Origin of the sequence: Streptomyces montanus, assembly GCF_005786655.1 — a bacterium.
In the GTDB taxonomy this organism is placed as follows: Bacteria; Actinomycetota; Actinomycetes; order Streptomycetales; family Streptomycetaceae; genus Streptomyces; species Streptomyces sporangiiformans.
Map to the genome: position 1 here is coordinate 44,562 of NZ_VBZC01000023.1, position 22,477 is coordinate 67,038.

Sequence of the window (22,477 nt, forward strand, 5' to 3'; positions counted from 1 at the left end):
TCAGTTCTTGGTGATCAGCGAGCGGGCGAAGAACAGCAGGTTGGCGGGCTTTTCTGCCAGACGCCGCATGAAATAGCCGTACCAGTCGGTGCCGTACGCGGTGTAGACGCGCACGCGGTGACCCTCGGCGGCGAGCCGGGCCTGCTCCTCGCCGCGGATGCCGTACAGCATCTGGAACTCGTACTCGTGCAGCTTGCGTCCCGCGCGCCGGGCCAGCTCCTGGGTGATGGCGATGAGCCGCGGGTCGTGGGACCCGATCATCGGGTACCCCTCACCCTCCATGAGGATCTTGAGGATGCGGACGTACGCCTTGTCGGTCTCGGCCTTGTCCTGGTACGCGACCGACGCGGGCTCCTTGTACGCCCCTTTCACGATACGCACGCGGCTGCCGGCCGCGGCAAGGCGTCGGGCGTCGTCCTCGGTGCGGAAGAGGTAGGCCTGGATCACACAGCCGGTCTCCGGGAAGTCCTTCCGCAGCTCCTCGTGGATGGCGAACATCGAGTCGAGGGTGGTGTGGTCCTCCGCGTCCAGCGTGACGGTGGTGCCGATGCGGGCGGCGGCCTCGACGACCGGACGGACGTTGGCGAGCGCCAGTTCGTGGCCGCCGGGGAGGGCCTGGCCGAACAGCGACAGTTTGACCGACATCTCGGCCCGCTCGCCCAGGCCCAGGCCTTCGAGGCGCTCGATCAGCTCCAGGTACGCGTCACGCGCCGCGGTGGACCGTTCGGGGGTGGTGATGTCCTCGCCGACCACGTCCAGGCTGACCTCGAGGCCGCCGTCGGTGAGGTGCTTGACGACCGGTACGACCTCGTCGACCGTCTCGCCGGCGATGAACCGTTCGACGACCGGCTTGGTCACGGGGGCTGCCGACACCAGGCGGCGCATCGCGTCGCTGCGCGACGCGGCGAGAATCACGGGACCCAGCACGGGGCAACCTCCACAGACGAGGAGCAGGGGAGCCGAAACCGAACGATTCGGGGTGATCGATCCGGTGACGGCGCGGAGAACCACCGTGAAACTTAAGGATCCATCTGATCGTCGGCCATCGACAGCTGTCACGCATCCGTGCACTGGATCTCAGACATCTGTATGAAGGCCACGGAAAATGCGCGAGAATGCCCGAGTGGAAGGCGATTACCAGGAACTGGTCGACGAGATCTCGCAGCTGCTCGGCGCTCCCGCGACGCTGGAGAACCGGGACTTCGAGCTGATCGCCTTCGGCGCGTACGACAGCGACAGCGAGATCGACGAGTCCGCCCTCGACCCCGTACGCACCCGCTCGATCCTCACGCGCCGCTCCACGGCCGCGGTCCGCACCTGGTTCGAGAGCTTCGGCATCACCCGCGCCACCGGCCCGGTCCGTATCCCGCCCACCCCCGAGGCCGGTGTCTACCGGGGACGCATCTGCCTTCCGGTACGCCATCGGGGACTCGTCCTCGGTTACGTGTGGCTCCTCGCCGACGACCCGGGGCCCGGCGAGCCCCAGCTCGCCGCCGCCATGGAGGTCACCTCCCGCATCGGCGACCTCCTCGCGGACGAGGCACAGGCGGGCGCGGACCTGACGCGCGAACTGCGTGCCGTGCTGACCGCCGAGCGCGGCTGGCAACGCGACATGGCGGTGGCCGAATTCCGTACGGCACTCGGCGTACGCGGCGAAGGCCTCCACACGGTGGTCTGCGTGACCCCCTGGCCCTCCGCCGATCCGGACGACGCCCCTTCGGTCCGTGCGCTCCCGGGAGCGACGGCCCTGTGCACGGTTCCGTGGCGCACCGAGGGCCAGAGCCTGGCCCTGCTGGTACGGCTGCGTGCGTCGACCGTGCTGGCACCGGCGACGTCGGCGGCTTCGCGGCTGCTGAAGGAGGCGGAGGGCGGTGCGCGGCCGGCCGGAGTCGGGCACGCCGCGGGGATCGCCGCGCCGCGCAGCGGTCTCGGCGAGCTGGGTACCGCCTGGCAGGAGGCGTCGGCCGCCGCCCGTGCGGCCCTGGCCGACTCCCGGTTCGGGCCGGTGGCCGAGTGGTCGTCCATCGGTCCGTTCCGCCTGCTGACGGCGCTCCCCGCCGAGTCCGCCCACGACTCCGCCGTGGTCCCCCTGCTGGCCCCCGCCCACCGCGAACTGGCCCGCACCGCCGAGACCTTCCTCGACTGCGCGGGCCAGGCGGGCCGCACGGCGGCCCATCTGGGCATCCACCGGCAGACGCTCTACTACCGCCTGTCCCGCGTGGAGCGGCTCACCGGGCTGGACCTGGACGACGGCGAGGACCGCCTGCTCCTGCACATGGCCCTGAAGGCGCACCGCCTCTGAGGATTCGGCGCACGTTACTGAGAACGCATTACTGAAAACGATTGTCATCATGCTACGGTCTGGCACGCATCCTTTTGACCACCCCTTTACCCGGAGGGTCCCGTGCGTCTGCCCGCCCGCCTCGTCCCCCTCTCCGCGGTCGCCGCGGCCTCCGCCCTGCTCACCGGCTGCTTCTCGGGAGCCGCTTCGGACGGCTCCTCGGAGGGCGGCGAGAAGCGCATCCGTGTCGCGATGATGAATCCGCCGCGCTCCGGACTCTCACCGCTGTCCGACGACGCGTTCAAACTGTCCCGCTGGTCGACCGCCGAGACGCTCGTCAGACTCGACGCGGACGGCGACGCCGAACCGGCCCTCGCCACCAAGTGGCAGCAGAGCGGCCGGACCTGGACCTTCGAGATACGGGACGGCGTCACCTTCCACGACGGTACGAAGCTCACCGCCGAAACCGTCGTGCGATCGCTCACCGAGGCCGCCACCGCCGCCCCCAAGCCCCGCATCCTCGACGGCGTGGACCTGACAGTGCGGGCCGAGGGCGACTCGGTCGCCGTCACCACCGCCACCGAGGACCCGCTCGTCCCGCAGCGACTGAGCTCGCCGCAGCTGTCGATCCTGGCGGCCAAGGCGTACGCGGGAAAGACGGTCAGCCCCGTCGGCACCGGAACCGGCCCCTTCGAGCTGACGAAGGTGAACGGCACGGCTTCCGCGTCGCTCGACCGCTACGACGAGTACTGGGGCGGCAAGGCCAAGTCCCCCGGTGTCGACGTGAAGTTCGTGCCGGACGGCACCGCCCGCGCGGCCGCCCTGCGCAGCGGCGAGGCCGACATCGTCGAGGCCGTGCCGGTCTCGCAGGCCGCGCTGCTCGACGAGGACCAGATCACCGAGGTCCCGATGCCACGCACCAACACCCTCTACCTGAACACGGAGAACGGGCCCTTCAAGGACGCCTCACTGCGCGCCGCGGCCCGTGAGGCCATCGACGCCGAGTCGATCGTCAAGGGCGTGTACGAGGGCCGTGCCGATGTCGCCGCAGGGCTGCTCGGGCCCGCGCTGCCCTGGGCCGCCGACCTGCGCTCGCCCGTACGGCGCGCCAAGGCCGGCGCTCCGGACGGGCAGACCATCACCATCGGTACGTTCACAGACCGCGCCGAGCTGCCCGAGGTGGCCCAGACGCTGCAACAGCGGCTCCAGAAGGCCGGGTTCAAGGTGAAGCTGGACGTGCGCGAGTACGCGAACATCGAATCCGACGCGCTGGCGGGCGAGTTCGACGCGTTCATCCTGTCCCGGGCGACCGTCCTCGACTCCGGCGACCCCGCCGCCTACCTCTACAGCGACTTCGGGTCCAAGGGCTCCTTCAACATCTCCCAGCTGTCCGACGACACCGTCGACGCGGCCCTGGAGAAGGCCGCCGCGACGAAGACCGGTGAGGCACGCCGGAAGGCCGTGATCGACGCGGAGGCCGCGGTGCTGGCCACCGACGCCGCCGTGCCGATGCTGCACGAGCGGGTCATCCAGGGCGACGCGGCCGGCGTGGCGGACGTGGCGCACGACCCGCGCGAGCGTGAGCTGATCACGACGGACACCTACGTCAAGTGACGTTCGTGGCACGCCTGTTGACACCGGTGCGGACACCGGGCGGCCGGGCCGGTCTCACCCGGATCGGCTGCCTGGCCGCCGTACTCAGCACCGTCGGGCTGCTCCCCTGGCTCTCCGGCCGCGACCCCGCGCTCACCGTGCTGCGCGCCCGGTCGGCCGAGCAGGAGGCGACGGCGGAGGCGCTGGCCTCGATCCGCGCGGACCTCGGCCTGGACGCGGGCCCCCTGTCCCTGCTGGGGAGCTGGGCCTCCGGGCTGCTCCGCGGCGACCTCGGCATCTCCTGGGTGTCGGGAACCGACGTGCTGCCGTCGGTCGTCGCCGGGCTCCAGGTGTCCCTGTCCCTGATGGGCGCGGCTCTCGGCGTGGCGCTGCTGGTGACCAGCGCCCTGGTGGCCCCCGTGCTGGTCCGCGGCCGGGGGTCGGGCGGCGCGTTCGCCGCCATGCTCGCGGCGGTCCCCGAATTCCTGCTCGCCACGGTCGCGCTGCTGGTGTGCGGGGTCTGGCTCGGCTGGCTGCCGACGGCCGGCTGGCAGGGCCCCGCGTACCTGGTGCTGCCCGCGCTGGCCCTCGGCGTGCCCGCGGGAGGACTGCTCGGCCGCCTGGTCGCCGACGCGCTGCCCGCCGTCCTCGAGGAGCGCTGGGTGGAGCTGTGGCGCGGCGCCGGGGTGCACGAGGCACGCATCTCGGCGGCCGCCCTCCGTCGCGTACTGCCGCCGCTGGTACCGCAGTTCGGCATGGTCGCCGTCGGTCTGACGGGCGGCGCGGTCGCCGTGGAGACGGTGTTCGCGGTGCCCGGCATCGGGCGTGCGGCGTTGGGGGCGGCCAAGTCGCAGGACCTGCCGCTGCTCCAGGGGGCCGTTCTCGCGCTGCTCATGCTGGGACTGCTCACGGGTGCGCTGGCGGCGCTCGTACGGCGCCGTCTGCTGGGCCCGGCGCTGCGGGACGCGGGTCTGACGCTGCCCGCGGCCCGCCCGGTCCGCGCGCATCCGGCCGTTCCCGTGGTGCTCGGGGCGGTCCTGCTGACCTGTATCGGCTGGGGGCTGCTGCGCGACCCGTACACCGTCGACACGACCGCCCGCCTCCGGGCACCGTCCTGGGCGTACCCGCTCGGCACCGACGGGCTCGGCCGTGACGTGCTGGCCCGGCTGGGGCACGGCGCGGCGTCGACGGTCGGCACCGCCGCCGCGGTCTGCCTGATCGGCCTGGTCCTGGCGCTCGCGCTGGGATTCCTGCCGTCCGTGGCGGCCGGGGCCTCGGACATCGCCAATGCCCTGCCGCCGGTCATCGTCGGCATCCTGGTCGCTGCGGTCGTGGGGCCCGGCACGGGCGGCGCGGCGCTCGCGGTGGCCGTGATCTCCTGGCCGGCGCTGTCGGCCCACGCGGCGGCGCTCGTCCAGGAGGTGCGCGCCTCGACGTTCCTGACCGCCCAACGCGCCATCGGCGCCACCCCGTGGTGGATCCTCACCCGGCACGTTCTGCCCTCCGTGGCGGCCCCGGTCACCCGTCACGCCCTTCTGCGCCTCCCGGGCATCGCCCTGGCCCTCGCCTCCCTCGGCTTTCTCGGCCTCGGCGCCCAGCCGCCCGCCCCGGAGTGGGGTCTCCTGCTGGACGAGTCCCGCGCGTACGTGGAGCGCGCCCCGTGGGCGGCCCTGGCTCCGGCGGTCGCGCTGGCGCTGCTGGCGGGGCTCGCGGTGTCAGCGGGGGCGTACGCGGAGGGCGGCGCCACCCGGGCCGCTTCGGTGCGTGGCCGGTTCACCTTCGCCTTCGCTTTTGCCGCGCGTCGTTCCCGCAAGGAGGCACTCCATTGAGCAGCGAACTCCCGCGCACCGATCCTCTCCTCTCCGTACGGGACCTGCGCATCTCGTTCGGCGCCGTCGAAGCGGTACGGGGCCTCTCCTTCGACGTGCACGAGGGTGAGGTCCTCGCCGTGGCCGGCGAGTCGGGCGCCGGAAAGTCACTGACGGCGCGGGCACTTCTGGGCATGCCGCCGCGCGGGGCCACGGTCACGGGGAGCGTACGGCTCGGCTCGGACGAACTCGTCGGCGCCCCGCGCTCCGTACGCACCGCCCTGTGGGGCCGCCGCGTCGCCCTCGTCCCCCAGGACGCCCTCTCGGCGCTCTCCCCCGTACACCGCGTCGCCGACCAACTCGCCGCCGCCGTACGGTCCGTGGACCGGACGTCCCGAAAGGAGGCGCGGGCGAGGGCGGTGGCGGCGCTGGAGGAGGTCGGCATCCCGGCGGACCGGGCACGCGCCCATCCGCACGAGTTCTCCGGCGGCATGCGGCAACGAGCCGTGATCGCCATGGCGATGCTCCACCAGCCGGACCTCGTCGTCGCCGACGAGCCCACCACCGCGCAGGATCCGGAGACGCGGCGGCAGGTGCTCGACCTACTGGCCCGCCGAACGGAGGCCGCGGGAACCGCCCTCGTCCTGGTCACACACGACCTCGCCACGGTCCGCGAACACGCCGACCGGATGCTGGTCATGTACGCGGGCCGGCTGGTCGAGGCGGGCCCTGTGGAGGAGGTGTTCGCGCGACCTCGGGCGCCGTACACAGCAGGGCTGCTGGCATCCGTGCCCCGTCAGGGGCGCGGGGAACGGCGCGACCAGCCACAGACGGCCCGCAGTTTTCTTACCGCGCTTCCCGCGGAGCGCTTCCCGCGGAGCGCCCGGCTGCCGGCCATCGCAGGCGCACCCCCCGCCCCCACCAACCTCCCACCCGGCTGCGCCTTCGCCCCCCGCTGCCCCTTGGCGGACGCCACCCGCTGTCGTACGGAGCAGCCCGAACCGCAGACCCACGACGGCCGCACCGTCGCCTGCCACCGCTGGCGCGAACTGCCCGACGACCCCGCCGAGTTGTTCCTGGAGTCCCTGTGAGCCCCCTCCTGGAGGTACGCGAACTCGTCGTACGCCACGGCCTGCGCACCGCCGTGGACCACGTCTCCTTCACCATCGACCCCGGCGAGACGCTCGGGCTCATCGGGCCCTCGGGCTGCGGCAAGTCCTCCACCGCCATGGCCGTACTGCAGCTGCGCCGCCCCGACGCCGGTGAAGTGTGGTTCGAGGGACAGGAGTTGACCGCACTGGACGAGCGTCGGCTGCGGCCGCTCAGGCCCGCCCTCCAACCCGTCTTCCAGGACCCCTACGGATCGCTCAGCCCCCGACACAAGATCAGCGACGCCATCGCGGAACCCCTGCGCGTACAGGGGAGTTGGGACCGAACGACCGGCCCCGCCCGGGTGGCGGAGCTGCTGGAGCGGGTCGGCCTGGACCCGTCCCACGGCGACCGTCGCCCGCACGAGCTCTCCGGCGGGCAGTGCCAACGTGCCGGTATCGCCCGCGCGTTGGCCTGCGAGCCGAAGCTCCTGGTCCTCGACGAACCGGTCTCCGCGCTCGATCCGTCCCTGCGCGCGGGCATCCTCAACCTCCTGGCCGAGCTGCAGGAGCGCCTCGGCCTCGGCTACCTGTTCATCTGCCATGACATGGGGCTCGTACGCCACTCCTGCGACCGTGTCGCGGAGATGCGCGAGGGCAGGATCGTCAGGACGGCTCCTGTGGCGTTGCCGTCCCCGCCGCGATGACCCGCCGCAGGCCATCGGTGAGTTCGTCGGCACTGGTCGCGGTCTCGGGGTCGAAGGTCCACTGGGCGATGAGCCCGTTCATCAGGGTCAGATAGAACTTGCCCAGGGTGTCGACCTCCTCCTCGGAGACGTCCTCCTCCCGGCCTCCCATGAGCAGCGGGATGATGCCGCGCGCCGCTTCGCGCTGCGCCACGGCCAGATGATCGCGCACCCCGGGCAGCTTGTCGCCCATGGCCAGGACCTCCATGCTGAGGTGCCACGGCGAGCCGGGCTTCCGCATGGTGCCGATGATGTTCGACCACACCTCGTGGAACCGCTCCAGTGAGCCCGGCTCCGTGCTGGTGACGGCCTGCCCGCCGGCGTCGAAGTCGTCGGAGAGGTCCTCGACGAGCGAGACATACGCCTCCGCGAGCAGCGCGTCCTTCGACCCGTAGTGGTAGCCGATCGACGCCAGGTTGGTGCCCGACTCCTTGACGATGTCGCGCGCCGTCGTGCGTACGAAGCCCTTCTCCAGCAGGCAGCGCTTGGCGCCTTCGAGCAGATCCTCACGGTGTCCCATGCGGGCAGCGTACCTCCGCGACAGACAACCGTCCTAGACGTACGTATTGAACGCACGTCTTAAACGCTCGTACTAGACAAGCGTCCTAGACGTGCGTACATTCCTCGGCATGACGAATCCGAAGGGCGCGACCACAGCCCCCGCACCCCGTGCCGGACGCCGCGAATGGACCGCGCTCGGCGTCCTGATGCTGCCGCTGCTCCTGGTCTCCATGGACGTCTCCGTCCTCTACTTCGCGATCCCGGCGATCAGTGCGGACCTGGAGCCGAGCGGTACGCAGCAGCTGTGGATCTTCGACATCTACGCGTTCGTACTCGCCGGACTGCTGATGACGATGGGCTCGCTCGGCGACCGCATCGGGCGCCGCAGGCTGCTCCTGATCGGCGCCGCGGCGTTCGGCGCCGCCTCACTGGTGGCGGCGTACGCGAACAGCGCCGAAACGCTGATAGCGGCCCGCGCGGTGCTCGGCATCGGCGGTGCGACGCTGATGCCGTCGACGCTGGCGATCGTGCGCACGCTGTTCAACGACCCGGCGCAGCGAACCAAGGCGGTCGGGATGTGGTCGGGCGTGATGACGGCCGGCATCGCCCTCGGCTCGGTGATGAGCGGCGTCCTCGTCGAGCACTTCTGGTGGGGCTCGGTCTTCCTGGTCAACCTGCCCGCGATGGTGCTCCTGCTGGCCCTCGGCCCGGTCCTGCTCCCGGAGTCCAGGAACCCGGCGCCCGGCCGCTTCGACCTGCTGAGCGTGCCGCTGTCCATGGCCGCGGTGCTGCCGGTGATCTACGGCATCAAGGAGATCCCGTCCGAGGGCTGGAACGTGCGGTACGTGACGTCGGTGACCGTCGGCCTGTTCTTCGCCGTGCTCTTCGTCCACCGCCAGCGCACCGTCGCGTCACCGATGATCCCGCCCGCGCTCTTCCGCGGCCGCGGCTTCGCGCCCGCCGTCTCGCTGAACCTGCTCGCGTCGTTCGCGATGATGGGCTCGGCGTACTTCACCACGCAGTACCTCCAGTCCGTGCTCGGCAAGAGCTCCATGGAGGCCGCGCTGTGGGGCCTGCTGCCCACCGTGCTCGTCGGGGTCGCCGCGCCGGTCGCCGCGCTGCTGGTGCAGCGGGGCGTGAACCGGGCGTACGTCGTCGCCGGGGGCTTCGTGATCGCGGCCTGCGGTTACGGGATGCTGACCGCCGCCGGCACGGACTCGCTGTGGCTGGTGCTCGCCGGCGCGGGCGTCATCGCCGCCGGGATCGTCACCGTGATGTCCCAGATGATGGACCTGGCACTGGGCACCGTACCGGTCGAGAAGGCCGGCACCGCCTCCTCGGTCCTGGAGACCGGTGCGGAGTTCGGCGGTGCGCTGGGCATGGCGATCCTCGGCTCCATCGGCACGGCCGTGTACCGCCACGAGATCCCAGCCTCGGCACCCGCCCCGGCCCACGAGACACTCGGCGCCGCGCTCGATGTGGCCCGGCACCTGCCGGGCCGCACGGGCGACGCCCTCGTGACGACGGCCCGCGAGGCCTTCACCAGCGGAATGCAGGCGACCGCGGTCGCCGGGGCGGTGCTCCTGCTGGGCGCGGCGGTCCTGGCGTCGGTGACACTGCGCCGGGTGCGGGTCCGTGCGCGGGCCGCGGAGTGCGAGCCCGAGAAGGCCCTCGTCTGAGCGCGGCGCACAAAAAACGCCGGACGGGCTGGAAGATCCAGCCCGTCCGGCGTTTGAGGACGAGGCCGCTAGGCAGACACGGGGGTCTGGGGGCGGAGCCCCCAGGGGCCGGGCAGCCTCAGACCAGGTTGACCGAGCGTGCCGACGTCGCGCCGATCTCCTCGGCCAGCTCGGTCAGGACGGGCTGCGGAACCGTGTCGTCCACCGTCAGGACCGCCAGTGCCTCGCCGCCCAGGTCCGTACGGGCGACCTGCATACCGGCGATGTTGATGCCTGCCTCGCCGAGGATGCGGCCGAGCGTGCCGACGACGCCCGGGCGGTCGACGTACTTGAAGACGACCATGTGGTCGGCGAGCGCCAGGTCCACGTCGTACTCGCCCACCGCGACGATCTTCTGGTGGTGCTTCGGGCCAGCGAGCGTACCGGAGACCGAGACCTCCTGGCCGTCGCCGAGGGTGCCGCGCACCGTGACGACGTTGCGGTGGTCCGGGGACTCCGAGCTCGTGGTCAGACGGACCTCCACGCCGCGCTCCTGCGCGAACAGCGGAGCGTTCACGTACGACACCGTCTCGTCGACGACGTCCTCGAACACGCCCTTGAGCGCGGAGAGCTCGAGCACCTTGACGTCGTGCTGGGTGATCTCGCCGTACACCTCGACATCGAGGCGGACGGCGACCTCGCCCGCGAGCGCGGTGAAGATACGGCCGAGGTTCTCGGCGAGCGGCAGACCCGGCTTGACGTCCTCGGCGATGACACCGCCCTGGACGTTCACGGCGTCCGGGACGAGCTCACCGGCGAGCGCGAGGCGCACCGACCTGGCGACGGCGATACCGGCCTTCTCCTGCGCCTCGTCCGTCGAGGCACCGAGGTGCGGGGTGCAGACGACCTCGTCGAGCTCGAAGAGCGGGGAGTCCGTGCAGGGCTCCTTCGCGTACACGTCGAGGCCCGCGCCGGCGACGCGGCCCTCCTTGAGCGCCGAGTACAGCGCCGCCTCGTCGACGATCCCGCCGCGCGCGGCGTTCACGATCCGCACCGACGGCTTGACCTTGTGCAGCGCCTCGGCACCGATGAGCCCCACGGTCTCCGGGGTCTTGGGCAGGTGCACGGTGATGAAGTCCGACACCTCGAGCAGCTCGTCGAGGGACACGACCTTCACGCCCATCTGCGCGGCCCGCGCGGGCTGCACATAGGGGTCGTACGCGACGACCCTCATGCCGAAGGCGGACATGCGCTGCGCGACGAGCGCACCGATGCGGCCAAGCCCCACGACACCGAGGGTCTTCTCGGCCAGCTCGACGCCCGTGTACTTCGAGCGCTTCCACTCGCCGTTCTTGAGCGCGGAGTTGGCCTGCGGGATGTTGCGCGCGGTGGCCACGAGCAGGCCGCAGGCGAGCTCGGCGGCCGTGACGATGTTCGAGGTCGGCGCGTTGACGACCATCACGCCGGCCTTGGTGGCGGCGGAGACGTCGACGTTGTCCAGGCCGACACCGGCCCGTGCGACGACCTTGAGCTTGCCCGCGGCGGCGACGGCCTCGGCGTCCACCTTCGTCGCGGAGCGGATCAGGATGGCGTCGACGTCGGCGATGGCGGGGAGCAGCTCGGCTCGGTCCGCTCCGTTGCAGTGCCTGATCTCGAAGTCCGGGCCCAGGGCGTCGACCGTGGCGGGCGACAGCTCTTCAGCGATGAGTACGACAGGTTTCGAGCTCACGTGAGTCCTCACATGTCCAATGCGGACGGCCGTCCCGACGGCCGCATGCGGTGGAGGGGTAGGGAGTGGCCTCCGGACACTCCGGAGCCGCGTGGAAGACGCACGACGCTGTGGGCCTGACGCGTATCTAATGCAGAGTGTAGTGGCGTCGCGGGGGGCGTCCTGCGCCTCCGCGGAAGGATCACTCGTCCGTGGCCGGCGCCGTGGACAAGCGGTTACCGGAGGTTCGGCAAAGGGGCCGCAGCGGTTCACTGCGGCCCCGTGCCTACGGCTTACGCCTCGTCGTCATTGACCCAGCTCATGAGCTTGCGCAGCTCCTTGCCCGTGGTCTCCAGGAGGTGGTTCTCGTCCTGGGTCTTGTACTCGTTGTACTTCTTCAGGCCGCCGTGGTACTCGTCCATCCACTGCTGGGCGAACGTGCCGTCCTGGATCTCGGCGAGGACCTTCTTCATCTCGGCCTTGGTGGCGTCCGTGATGATCCGCGGGCCGGTGACGTAGTCGCCCCACTCGGCGGTCTCGGAGACCGACCAGCGCATCTTCTCCAGGCCGCCCTCGTACATGAGGTCCACAATCAGCTTCAGCTCGTGCAGGCACTCGAAGTACGCGATCTCGGGCTGGTAGCCCGCCTCGGTCAGCGTCTCGAAACCGGCCTTGACCAGCGCGGCCGTACCACCGCAGAGAACGGCCTGCTCACCGAACAGGTCGGTCTCGGTCTCCTCGGTGAAGGTGGTCTTGATGACGCCGGCGCGGGTGCCGCCGATGCCCTTGGCGTACGAGAGCGCGAGCGCGAACGCGTTGCCGGAGGCGTCCTGCTCCACGGCCGCGATACACGGAACGCCACGGCCCTCCTCGTACTGGCGGCGCACCAGGTGGCCCGGGCCCTTGGGGGCGACCATGCAGACGTCCACGCCGGCCGGGGGCTTGATGAAGCCGTACCGGATGTTCAGGCCGTGGCCGAAGAACAGGGCGTCGCCGTCGCTGAGGTTGTCCTTGATGGACTCCTCGAAGACCTTCGCCTGGATCGGGTCCGGCACCAGGATCATGATGACGTCGGCCTCGGCGGCGGCCTCCGACGGCGTCACCACGCGCAGGCCCTGCTCCTCGGCCTTCGCCTTGGACTTGGAGCCCTCGTGCAGACCGACACGGACGTCGACACCCGAGTCACGCAGCGACAGCGCGTGGGCGTGGCCCTGGCTGCCGTAGCCGATGACCGCGACCTTGCGGCCCTGGATGATGGACAGGTCGGCGTCAGCGTCGTAGAACAGCTCGGCCACTTTGGGTTCTCTCCTTGTGTGCAGGTGTTGCGTCCCACCGTACGGCGGGAAAGGGCAGCAAAGTCCGGGGGTCTCGGAATACGGGCGGCTGAAGACCGTCGGCCGCCCGTTTCCCGAGTTATGCGGAGCGGTCCAGGGCGCGCAGCGACCGGTCGGTGATCGAACGGGCGCCCCGGCCGATCGCGATCGTGCCGGACTGGACGAGCTCCTTGATGCCGAACGGCTCCAGCATCTTGAGCATGGCCTCCAGCTTGTCGCTGCCGCCGGTGGCCTCGATGGTGACGGCCTCCGGGGAGACGTCCACGGTCTTGGCGCGGAACAGATGAACGATCTCGATGATCTGCGAGCGCGTCTCGTTGTCGGCGCGGACCTTCACCAGAACGAGTTCCCGCTGAATGGCCGAGCCCGGTTCGAGCTCGACGATCTTCAGGACGTTGACGAGCTTGTTGAGCTGCTTGGTGACCTGTTCGAGCGGCAGGTCCTCGACATTCACCACGATGGTGATCCGGGAGATGTCGGGGTGCTCGGTGACACCGACCGCGAGGGAGTCGATGTTGAAGCCGCGGCGGGAGAACAGGGCAGTGATCCGGGCGAGGACGCCGGGCTTGTTCTCGACCAGGACCGAGAGCGTGTGCTTGGACATTTCTCTGTGTCTCTTCTCTGTCTTCTCGTCTCTGCGGTCTCGCTCGCTCAGTCGTCTTCGTTGTCGCCGAAGTCGGGGCGGACGTCCCGGGCGGCCATGATCGTGTCGTTCGAGGTGCCGGCGGCGACCATCGGCCAGACCATCGCGTCCTCGTGGACGATGAAGTCGACGACCACGGGACGGTCGTTGATCTCGTTGGCCTCCTGGATGACCTTGTCCAGGTCGTCCGGGGACTCGCAGCGGATCGCGTGGCAGCCCATCGCCTCCGACAGCTTCACGAAGTCGGGGACGCGGGTGCCGGCGCTCGGCTGCTTGCCGTCGGCCTCGGGGCCGGAGTGCAGCACGGTGTTGGAATAGCGCTGGTTGTAGAACAGGGTCTGCCACTGGCGGACCATCCCGAGGGCGCCGTTGTTGATGATGGCGACCTTGATCGGGATGTTGTTCAGGGCGCAGGTGGTGAGCTCCTGATTGGTCATCTGGAAGCAGCCGTCGCCGTCGATCGCCCAGACCGTACGGTCCGGCTGCCCGGCCTTGGCTCCCATCGCGGCCGGGACCGCATAGCCCATGGTTCCGGCGCCGCCGGAGTTGAGCCAGGTGGCGGGCTTCTCGTACTCGATGTAGTGCGCGGCCCACATCTGGTGCTGGCCGACACCCGCCGCGAAGATCGTGCCCTCCGGCGCGAGCTGCCCGATGCGCTCGATGACCTGCTGCGGCGACAGCGAGCCGTTGTCGGGCTGGTCGTAGCCGAGCGGGTAGGTCTCGCGCCAGCGGTTCAGGTCCTTCCACCAGGCGCTGTAGTCGCCGGTGTTGCCCTCGCTGTGCTCCTTCTGCACGGCCTGGACCAGATCGGCGATGACCTCGCGGGCGTCGCCGACGATCGGCACGTCGGCGGCGCGGTTCTTGCCGATCTCGGCCGGGTCGATGTCGGCGTGGACGATCTTGGCGTACGGGGCGAAGCTGTCCAGCTTGCCGGTGACGCGGTCGTCGAAGCGGGCTCCGAGGGCGACGATCAGGTCGGCCTTCTGCAGCGCGGTGACGGCGGTGACCGAACCGTGCATGCCCGGCATTCCCACGTGCAGCGGGTGGCTGTCGGGGAATGCGCCGAGCGCCATCAGGGTGGTGGTGACGGGCGCTCCGGTGAGTTCCGCGAGGACCTTCAGCTCGGCGGTCGCGTGCGACTTGAGGACGCCGCCGCCGACGTAGAGGACGGGCCGCTTGGCGTGGGTGATCAGCCGGGCGGCCTCGCGGATCTGCTTGGCGTGCGGCTTGGTGACCGGACGGTACCCGGGCAGGTCGTGGGTGGGCGGCCAGCTGAAGATGGTCTGCGCCTGGAGGGCGTCCTTGGCGATGTCGACCAGGACCGGCCCGGGGCGGCCGGTGGAGGCGATGTGGAAGGCCTCGGCGATCGTCCGCGGGATGTCCTCGGCCTTGGTGACGAGGAAGTTGTGCTTGGTGATCGGCATGGTGATGCCGACGATGTCCGCCTCCTGGAAGGCGTCCGTGCCGATCGCCTTGGACGCGACCTGGCCGGTGATCGCGACGAGCGGCACGGAGTCCATGTGCGCGTCGGCGATCGGCGTGACCAGGTTGGTGGCGCCGGGGCCGGACGTCGCCATGCAGACGCCCACCCTGCCGGTGGCCTGCGCGTAACCCGTGGCCGCGTGACCGGCGCCCTGCTCGTGGCGGACCAGCACGTGCCGCACCCGCGTGGAGTCCATCAGCGGGTCGTAGGCCGGGAGGATCGCGCCACCGGGGATGCCGAATACCGTCTCGGCCCCGACCTCCTCGAGAGAACGGATGAGGGACTGCGCACCCGTGACGTGCTCGGGCGCGGACTGTCCTCCGGAACGGGGCCGCGGCTGCGGATGGTGGGCCCCGGTGGCCTGCTCGGTCATCGGCATTCTCTTCTCGATGCTGAGGGTTTTTGCGAGTTTTGTGCGGTGTACGACGGGTGCCTGTACAACAAAAAACCCCTCGTGCCATGAGGCAAGCGAGGGGAGCGCGCCGGGTAGGGTCGCTGGGAGTTCCGGTTCATCGTTCCGGGGTCCCAGCTCAGCCGACGCGCTTTCCAAGTACGAGAATTCGGGTGCGCATGGCACAGACCCTCTCCCCGTCACGCTATGCCTGTCAAGCAGGTGGGACGGGAGTCTCATTATGTGAGCGTAGGGCCGTCCCGGTCCCGTACACTCCCCCGGAGCCGCCGGCCGTATAGGCACTGGCGCCCCCACCTGCGTAAACCCCGGCCACACCGCCGCCCACGAAGACCGGCTCGACCGAGCCGCCGGGCACCGGGTAATGACCGGAAGTGAGCGCACGGCGCAGTCGGTATTCGTCGACGGGTTCGGAGAACGCCCTGCCCTGTCCGTGCGTGCAGCCCATGTCGCGCAGGGCGACGGCCTGCTCGGGCAGGTCCACGCCGTCCGCCACGGACTCCAGGCCGAGGTCGCCCGCGATCCGGAGCAGCCCTCTGGTGATCTTGTGCAGCCTGGCCGACTCGACGACACCCTCGACCAGACCACGGTCGAGCTTCAGTACGTCGATGGGGAGTCGGCGCAGCGCGGTGATCGCCGCGTAGCCGCTGCCGAAGCCGTCAAGGGCGATCCGGACGCCGAGGCGCCTGAGCGCGTTCAGCCGGCGCTCCAGGTCGTCCAGGGAGACCCGTGGGTCGGTTTCGGCCAGTTCGATGACCAGGGCCCCGGAGGCCAGGCCGTGCCGGGTCAGCAGGGCCTCGATGGAGCCGGGGGGCATGGACCGGTCCATCAGCCGCCGGGCGGTCATGCGGACGGCGACGGGCACGCCGAGTCCGGTGGCACCGCGCTCCGCGGCCTGCTCGACAGCCTCCTCCAGCATCCAGCGACCGAGCTCGGCGGTGCGATCGCTGTCCTCGGCGACGCGCAGGAACTCGGCGGGCGTGAACAGCACGCCCTGGGCCGAGCGCCAGCGCGCCTGCGCGGCGACCGCGGTGATCCGGCCGGTGTTCAACGACACCACCGGCTGGTGCAGCAACGCGAACTCACCGTCGTGCAGGGCGGCCCTCAGCCGGGTCGCCAACTCCGCCTTGCGGACCACGTCCTGCTGCATCTGCGGCGCGTACAGCTCGACGCGGCCCTTGCCCGCGGCCTTGGCGCGGTACATCGCGAGGTCGGCGTTGCGGAGCAGCTCGCCCGCCCCCAGGCCCGGTTCGGCGAAGGAGACGCCGATGGACGCGGCGACCCGGACATCGTTGCCGTCGATGGAGTACGGCTGCGAGAGGGTGACTCGGAGGCGGTCGGCCAGCTCGAAGATGTGGTGTTCGCGCGCGGTGCGGTCGCGTGTGCCGTCGCCGACGATGAGGGCCGCGAACTCGTCGCCGCCCAGCCGGGAGGCGGTGTCTCCCTGGCGCACCGCGTCCTGGAGTCTGCGGGCGGCCTGGACGAGCAGTTCGTCGCCGGCCTGGTGCCCGATGGTGTCGTTGACGGCCTTGAAACCGTCGAGGTCGATGAAGAGGACGGCCGTGCCGTGGTCGGAGGCGCGGCGACCGGAGAGGGCCTGTCCGACGCGCTTGGTGAACAGGGCGCGGTTGGGCAGGTCGGTGAGCGGGTCGTGTTCGGCGTTGTGCTGCAACTGGGCCTGCAGGCGCACCCGCTCGGTGACGTCACGGCTGTTGAAGATGAGGCCGCCGTGGTGCCGGTTCACCGTCGATTCGACGTTGAGCCAGCCGCCGTCGCCGGACTTGAAGCGGCACTCGATGCGGGTGGTGGGCTCGTCGGCCGGACTCGCGGCGAGGAACCGGCGCACCTCGTGCACCACGCAGCCGAGATCCTCGGGATGGATGAGCGAGGCGAGTTCGCAGCCCTTGAGTTCCTCGGCGTCCCGCCCGTAGACCCCGGCGGCGGCCGGGCTGACGTACTGGAGGATGCCGTTCGGCGCGGCGATCATGATGACGTCGCTGGAACCCTGCACCAGGGAGCGGAAGTGGTTCTCCTTCTGTGCCAGTTCCTGGGTGAGGGTGATGTTGTCGCGGAGCATGATGCCCTGGCGTACGACGAGGCCGAGCACGACCGTGCCGCCGGTGATGAGCACCACGCGGTCGACGCTGCGGCCGTTGAGCACGTTGTAGAGAATGCCCAACGTGCAGACGGCCGCCGCGAGATAGGGCGTGAGCGCCGCCAGTGAACCGGCGATGGGCCGGTTGGCCGGATACCGGCTGTGGCCTCCTTCCTGGAGGGGCACATGGGCCGGTTGGTCCTTGCGGGGCACTTGTGCCGCTTGCTCCTGGCGGGGCACATGCGCCGGTCGCTCCGGGCGGGGTACGTGTGCCGCTCGCTCCGGGCGGGGTACGTGTGCCCGTCGCTCCGGGCGGGGCCCTGACACGTAGCCGAACACCACGCGCGGGAGCCCCTCTTCTTCTGTCTGTCCGTGGCGTTGCCCCACCCAGGGGGCGTACGCGAGCAGCAGTGAACCGGCGAACCAGCCGGCGTCGAGCAACTGCCCGGAGCGATAACTGTTGTGCAGCAGCGGTGAGGTGAACAGCGCGTCGCACATCACCGTCAGGGCGAGAGCGCCGATCGCGGTGTTCACCGCGGACCGGTTCACCGAGGACCGCCTGAAGTGCAGGGCCAGCACCATGCTCACCAGCGCGATGTCCAGCAGCGGATACGCGAGTGACAGAGCGGTGTGCGCGACGCTCGGCCCCTCCACCCTCGCCGCCTGGGCGAGCGCGAGGCTCCAGGCCAGCGTGAGCAGGGAGCCGCCGATCAGCCAGGCGTCCAGCGCCAGACAGACCCAGCCGGCCCTGCTCGCCGGCCGCTTGGCGAGCACGAGCAGTCCCACGATCGCCGGCGGCGCGAAACACAGGAAGAACAGGTCGGCGTAGCTCGGGCTGGGCACCGGTATGCCGAGGACGACCTCGTACCACCCCCAGACGAAATTGCCCGCGGCCGCCATCGCGGAGGAGAGCGCGAACAGCAGCCATGCGGGTCGGAAGCGGCTGCGGGGTGTGCGGGCGGACAGGAAGCAGGAGACGGCCGCGGCGGCGGCCGCCGCGCTCAGCCCGAAGTCGCCCATGACCAGCGCGAGAGTCTCCGAACCCCAGCCGAACGAGGCGCCGATGGCGTACCCCGCGCACACCAGGACCAGTACGAGTTGCGGGACCATGCTCGTGCCGCCGCCGGAGACCGGGCGGCGTGCGAGCAGTGCCCCCTGGGAGCTCACTGCTTCTCTCCGGTACGCGCCGCCCCCGAGTCCCTCTGGTCCCGGTGTGCCGGATGCGCATGTCGCCTGCGGCTGCCGTGCTGCGGGCGGTGGTGGTGACAGCTGTGGCCGCGACTGCTGGGTACGCGCCGGGGTCGCCGTCGGCGGCTCCGCCGCGTCGGATCGTTCGTCCATAGGCCGTGCATCGCCCGTCGCCCCCCTCGCAGTCTGCCTTCTCGTCCCCGGCGCCGAATGGTGCGCGGCGCATCCCCTGTCGGGACGATACACCAGTCTCGTCACTCAGGGACATAGCCCCTCTACGCTCCGTGACGATCAGCGGCGATGCGTGCACTCCCCGCATTCAGGAGACTGCGGAGGGTGGCTGACGCGGCCTACGCACCCGTCGTAAGGACCACGTTGCGCAGTGGCTCCCGGTTCACGAACCGGTTGAACTGGTCAACCAGCAGCCGCTTCGCGCGCGGCAGGAACGCGGACGTCGGGCCGCCCACATGGGGACTGATGAGTACGCCCGGCGCATGCCACAACGGGTGGCCCTTGGGCAGCGGTTCGGGATCGGTGACATCCAGGGCCGCCCTGATCCGGCCGCCCTCCAGCTCCGCGAGGAGCGCCTTGGTGTCGACGACTCCGCCACGGGCGACGTTCACGAGCAGCGCGCCGTCCTTCATCCGCGCCAGGAAGTCGGCGCCCACCAGACCCTTCGTCTGCTCGGTGAGGGGGGTGATGATCACCACGACATCGAAGTCCGGAAGGAGTTCGGGCAGGGCGGTGATCGGATGCACGGGGCCGCGCTCCGTCTCGCGTGCGGAGCGCGCGACGCGCGCCACCCGCGCCACCTCGAAGGGCGCGAGCCGGTCTTCGATGGCGGAGCCGACCGAGCCGTAGCCGACGATCAGGACGGACTTGTCGGCCAGCGCCGGGCGGAATCCGGACCGCCACTCCTCACGGTCCTGTCCGCGTACGAAGTCGGGGACGCCTCGCAGCGAAGAGAGGATCAGTGTGAGGGTGAGTTCGGCGGTGCTGGCATCGTGCACCCCGCGTGCGTTGCACAACTGCACGCCCTTGGGCAGCTGTCCCAGGCCCGGCTGGACGTGGTCGATACCGGCCGACATCGTCTGCACGACCTGTACGGACGTCATCCGGGCCATGGGGCGCACCGAGATGTCGCTGCCCTTCATATAGGGCACGACATAGAACGCGCAGTCGGCGGGATCGGCGGGAAACTCCTGCTCACCGTCCCAGAAGCGATAGTTGAGGCCTTCGGGGAGGCCGTCGATGTCGTCTGCGTCGAAGGGGAGCCACACATCGGGAGTCATGCTCAGGAGGCTATGCGAAAGAGCAGGGGACGCAGAGGTTAGTTTGGGGGACCGGGAAAGGGAGGGTACGGCCAGGTGGATCGCAGGACGATCGGGGCGGCGGCGCTCGAAGTGGGTGCTGTCGGCCTCGGGTGCATGCCGATGAGCTGGGCGTACTCGGGCTCTCGGCAGCGGGGCGAGGAGTCGCTGCGGACCGTGCACACGGCCCTCGACCGGGGCTCGACCCTCCTCGACACCGCCGACATGTACGGACCGTTCACCAATGAGCTGCTGGTGGGCCGGGTGCTGAAGGAGCGGCGCCCGGAGGCCTTCGTCTCCACCAAGTGCGGGCTGCTGGTGGGCGAGCAGCACATCGTGGCCAATGGCCGTCCCGGATATGTGAAGCGGGCCTGCGACGCCTCGCTGCGGCGGCTGCAGACGGACGTCATCGACCTGTACCAGCTGCATCGCGCGGACCCCGAGGTGCCGGTCGAGGAGACATGGGGCGCGATGGCGGAGCTGGTGTCGGCGGGGAAGGTGCGGGCCCTAGGGCTGTGCGCGGTGGGCGCCCGCTCGGGCCGCCGCTCCGGGGCACGCCTGCACGACGGAACGATCCGGCAGCTGCAGCGGGTGCAGCAGGTCTTTCCGGTGAGCGCGGTGGAGGCCGAGCTGTCGGTGTGGTCGCCGGAGGCGCTGGACGGGCTCCTGCCGTGGTGCGAGGCGCGCGGCATCGGTTTTCTGGCGGCGATGCCGCTCGGCAACGGTTACCTGACCGGGACCCTGACACCTGGCGAGGGCTTCGAGCCCGACGACGTACGCGCCCGGCACCCCCGCTTCACCGCCGAGATGATGGCCGCGAACCAGCCGATCGTGGCCGGTCTGCGCCGCATCGCCCGGCGGCACGGCGACGAGGTCACCCCGGCGCAGGTGGCCCTCGCGTGGGTACTCGCGCAGGGACGGCACGTGGTGCCGGTGCCGGGCGCCAAGCGCGGGCGCTGGGCGGCCGAGAACGCGGGGGCGGCCGGGCTGCGGCTGTCCGCTCAGGATCTCGCGGAGGTGGCGGAGCTGCCTTCGGCTCAGGGATCTTGGGACTGAATGGCCCGGGGGCGGGTGCGGCGGCCCGGGGGCAGGTGCGGGCGGCCCGCGGCATGAGCGAGGGTGGTCTGGGGACCGTGTGAAGGTCTCGCCGCGATCTGCGTCCGGAGATCGGGAACCTGTGAGGCGGTTGCGGTGTATGAACAGTAGAACCTGCCGCGTCGAAGGGATCCTGATCGTGCGACATCGAGCTGTGACCGCCGTCTTGGCCGCGGCCGCGCTTCTACTGACGGCCGGGTGCTCCTCGGACGACGACGAAAAGGGCGGCGGCTCCTCGGCGGGCGCCTCGGATCCGGGCGCCTCGGCGCCGCCCTCGCAGGGGACGGGGGAAGACGCCGCGCCGGCGAAGGGCTCGGCGAAGGTCGTGCGGACCGTCACGGAGGGCCTGAAAAGCCCGTGGGGTCTCGCGCCGCTGCCCGGTGAGGACGCCCTGCTGGTGTCGTCGCGGGACGAGGGCACGATCCTCCGGGTCGACACGAAGACCGGCAAGAAGACGGAGCTCGGGACGGTGCCGGGGGTCTCCCCCGCAGGCGAGGGCGGCCTGCTGGGCATCGTGCTCTCCCCGGAGTACGCCTCGGACCACATGGTCTACGCGTACTTCACGAGCGCCTCGGACAACCGGATCGTGCGGATGCCGTACGACCCCAAGAAGCCGGCGGGCGAGCAGCTGGGCGCCCCCGACATCATCCTGCGGGGCATCCCGAAGGGCACGAACCACAACGGAGGCCGCCTCGCCTTCGGCCCCGACAAGATGCTGTACGCCACGACCGGCGAGCGGTACGAGGGGCCGCTGGCGCAGGACAAGAAGTCGCTGGGCGGCAAGATCCTGCGCATGACCCCGGAGGGCGAGCCGGCGCCGGGCAATCCCTTCGGCGACTCACCCGTCTACTCGTACGGACACCGCAACGTCCAGGGTCTCGCCTGGGACGACAAACAGCGGCTGTGGGCCTCGGAGTTCGGCCAGGACACCTGGGACGAGCTGAACCAGATCCGGCCGGGCGGCAACTACGGCTGGCCCGAGGTGGAGGGCAAGTCCGGCGATTCCCGGTACATCAACCCGGTGGCCCAGTGGCCCGTGGCCGACTCCTCGCCGAGCGGCATCGCCATCGCGGAGGGCTCGGTCTGGATGGCGGGCCTGCGCGGCAAACGCCTCTGGCGCATCCCGCTGGACGGCACGAAGGCCGCGGCGGCCCCGCAGGCATTCTTCGAGGGCGTCTACGGCCGCCTGCGCACGGTGGTCTCCGAAGGCGGCGACAAGATGTGGCTGATGACGAGCGAGACGGACGGCCGGGGGACCCCCGAGTCCGGGGACGACAAAATCCTTGAGCTGGAGGTGAAGTAGGCGGCAGCCGCCGTCAGTCCTCGGACGGCCGGGTGGGCGACTGGGGCTGCGCCTGCGTCGGCAGGCGTACGACCACCTTGCCGGAGGACAGGTCTATCGGCCCGCGTCCCGGGTCACCGTCGTTCAGGTCCACGCGCGTCAGCTCCAGCCGCTTGCGCTCGTCGTTGGTGTGCTTGCGGCCTGGTGCGAAGAGCTCCTCGAACATGTTGAACACGGCGCCTCCCTGGGCCCGGG

Annotated in this window: 17 protein-coding genes; 8 read left to right on the top strand and 9 right to left on the bottom strand. The window is 70.7% G+C overall.

The genetic code is table 11. The features are described from left to right. Positions 1-927 carry a proline dehydrogenase family protein gene (locus FE633_RS21590; protein ID WP_138046802.1) on the bottom strand — a complete coding sequence of 309 codons (927 nt, stop codon included), beginning with the start codon at positions 925-927 and terminating at the stop codon, positions 1-3. A 178-nt stretch (positions 928-1,105) separates the two neighbouring features. On the opposite strand from FE633_RS21590, the gene FE633_RS21595 reads away from it, so the two are divergent. From FE633_RS21595 to FE633_RS21615, 5 genes are all read left to right on the top strand, one after another. Then, complete coding sequence (locus FE633_RS21595) at positions 1,106-2,302, top strand: PucR family transcriptional regulator (RefSeq protein ID WP_138046803.1); 1,197 nt, start codon at positions 1,106-1,108, stop codon at positions 2,300-2,302. A gap of 102 nt (positions 2,303-2,404) precedes the next feature. Then, positions 2,405-3,895 carry an ABC transporter substrate-binding protein gene (locus FE633_RS21600; RefSeq protein ID WP_138046804.1) on the top strand — a complete coding sequence of 497 codons (1,491 nt, stop codon included), beginning with the start codon at positions 2,405-2,407 and terminating at the stop codon, positions 3,893-3,895. 5 nt (positions 3,896-3,900) lie between these two features. Next, on the top strand, positions 3,901-5,703 hold the full coding sequence (locus tag FE633_RS21605) for an ABC transporter permease subunit (protein ID WP_425473203.1): 1,803 nt from the start codon (positions 3,901-3,903) through the stop codon (positions 5,701-5,703). Continuing rightward, positions 5,700-6,773: an ABC transporter ATP-binding protein gene (locus FE633_RS21610; RefSeq protein ID WP_138046805.1), complete on the top strand. Its 1,074-nt coding sequence runs from the start codon at positions 5,700-5,702 to the stop codon at positions 6,771-6,773. The genes FE633_RS21605 and FE633_RS21610 overlap by 4 nt, the downstream gene beginning before the upstream one ends. Beyond that, a complete protein-coding gene (locus FE633_RS21615; RefSeq protein ID WP_171060062.1) occupies positions 6,770-7,477 on the top strand; it encodes an ATP-binding cassette domain-containing protein in 708 nt (235 codons plus the stop codon). Before FE633_RS21610 ends, FE633_RS21615 begins: the two co-directional genes overlap by 4 nt. On the opposite strand, the gene FE633_RS21620 is transcribed toward FE633_RS21615, so the two are convergent. Beyond that, positions 7,437-8,036 carry a TetR/AcrR family transcriptional regulator gene (locus FE633_RS21620; RefSeq protein ID WP_138046806.1) on the bottom strand — a complete coding sequence of 200 codons (600 nt, stop codon included), beginning with the start codon at positions 8,034-8,036 and terminating at the stop codon, positions 7,437-7,439. The two genes, FE633_RS21615 and FE633_RS21620, sit on opposite strands and share 41 nt — an antisense overlap. A 109-nt stretch (positions 8,037-8,145) precedes the next feature. Here FE633_RS21620 and FE633_RS21625 point away from each other — a divergent pair, with 109 nt between their 5' ends. Then, positions 8,146-9,696, top strand: a complete 1,551-nt coding sequence (locus FE633_RS21625; protein ID WP_138046807.1) for an MFS transporter — start codon at positions 8,146-8,148, stop codon at positions 9,694-9,696. A 118-nt stretch (positions 9,697-9,814) separates the two neighbouring features. Here FE633_RS21625 and serA read toward each other — a convergent pair whose 3' ends face one another. The 6 genes from serA to FE633_RS21655 form a co-directional block, all read right to left on the bottom strand. Then, complete coding sequence (serA, locus tag FE633_RS21630; RefSeq protein ID WP_138046808.1) at positions 9,815-11,404, bottom strand: phosphoglycerate dehydrogenase; 1,590 nt, start codon at positions 11,402-11,404, stop codon at positions 9,815-9,817. A 272-nt stretch (positions 11,405-11,676) separates the two neighbouring features. Next, positions 11,677-12,678, bottom strand: coding sequence for a ketol-acid reductoisomerase (ilvC, locus tag FE633_RS21635; RefSeq protein ID WP_138046809.1), 1,002 nt, complete (start codon positions 12,676-12,678; stop codon positions 11,677-11,679). Between the two features lie 118 nt (positions 12,679-12,796). Continuing rightward, positions 12,797-13,321 carry an acetolactate synthase small subunit gene (ilvN, locus tag FE633_RS21640; protein WP_138046810.1) on the bottom strand — a complete coding sequence of 175 codons (525 nt, stop codon included), beginning with the start codon at positions 13,319-13,321 and terminating at the stop codon, positions 12,797-12,799. A gap of 47 nt (positions 13,322-13,368) precedes the next feature. Then, complete coding sequence (locus FE633_RS21645; RefSeq protein WP_138046811.1) at positions 13,369-15,222, bottom strand: acetolactate synthase large subunit; 1,854 nt, start codon at positions 15,220-15,222, stop codon at positions 13,369-13,371. 226 nt (positions 15,223-15,448) lie between these two features. Then, complete coding sequence (locus FE633_RS21650) at positions 15,449-18,457, bottom strand: putative bifunctional diguanylate cyclase/phosphodiesterase (protein ID WP_171060066.1); 3,009 nt, start codon at positions 18,455-18,457, stop codon at positions 15,449-15,451. A 428-nt stretch (positions 18,458-18,885) separates the two neighbouring features. Beyond that, entirely contained in the window at positions 18,886-19,827 is a 942-nt protein-coding gene (locus FE633_RS21655) for a 2-hydroxyacid dehydrogenase (protein ID WP_138046813.1), read from the bottom strand. A gap of 75 nt (positions 19,828-19,902) precedes the next feature. Here FE633_RS21655 and FE633_RS21660 point away from each other — a divergent pair, with 75 nt between their 5' ends. Next, positions 19,903-20,901: an aldo/keto reductase gene (locus FE633_RS21660; protein WP_138046814.1), complete on the top strand. Its 999-nt coding sequence runs from the start codon at positions 19,903-19,905 to the stop codon at positions 20,899-20,901. A gap of 139 nt (positions 20,902-21,040) precedes the next feature. Next, positions 21,041-22,243, top strand: coding sequence for a PQQ-dependent sugar dehydrogenase (locus FE633_RS21665; protein ID WP_138046815.1), 1,203 nt, complete (start codon positions 21,041-21,043; stop codon positions 22,241-22,243). A 13-nt stretch (positions 22,244-22,256) separates the two neighbouring features. On the opposite strand, the gene FE633_RS21670 is transcribed toward FE633_RS21665, so the two are convergent. Further along, positions 22,257-22,457 (bottom strand): DUF6191 domain-containing protein, encoded by a 201-nt coding sequence (locus FE633_RS21670; protein ID WP_138046816.1) that lies wholly within the window; start codon positions 22,455-22,457, stop codon positions 22,257-22,259. Positions 22,458-22,477 lie beyond the last annotated feature (20 nt).

Bases quoted from the DNA above. Each gene is read 5' to 3' on its own strand.
- FE633_RS21595 (WP_138046803.1), top strand. From the start codon at position 1,106: ATGCGCGAGAATGCCCGAGTGGAAGGCGATTACCAGGAACTGGTCGAC.
- FE633_RS21620 (WP_138046806.1), bottom strand. From the start codon at position 8,036: ATGGGACACCGTGAGGATCTGCTCGAAGGCGCCAAGCGCTGCCTGCTG.
- FE633_RS21625 (WP_138046807.1), top strand. From the start codon at position 8,146: ATGACGAATCCGAAGGGCGCGACCACAGCCCCCGCACCCCGTGCCGGA.
- ilvN (WP_138046810.1), bottom strand. From the start codon at position 13,321: ATGTCCAAGCACACGCTCTCGGTCCTGGTCGAGAACAAGCCCGGCGTC.
- FE633_RS21645 (WP_138046811.1), bottom strand. From the start codon at position 15,222: ATGCCGATGACCGAGCAGGCCACCGGGGCCCACCATCCGCAGCCGCGG.
- FE633_RS21650 (WP_171060066.1), bottom strand. From the start codon at position 18,457: ATGGTCCCGCAACTCGTACTGGTCCTGGTGTGCGCGGGGTACGCCATC.
- FE633_RS21655 (WP_138046813.1), bottom strand. From the start codon at position 19,827: ATGACTCCCGATGTGTGGCTCCCCTTCGACGCAGACGACATCGACGGC.
- FE633_RS21665 (WP_138046815.1), top strand. From the start codon at position 21,041: ATGAACAGTAGAACCTGCCGCGTCGAAGGGATCCTGATCGTGCGACAT.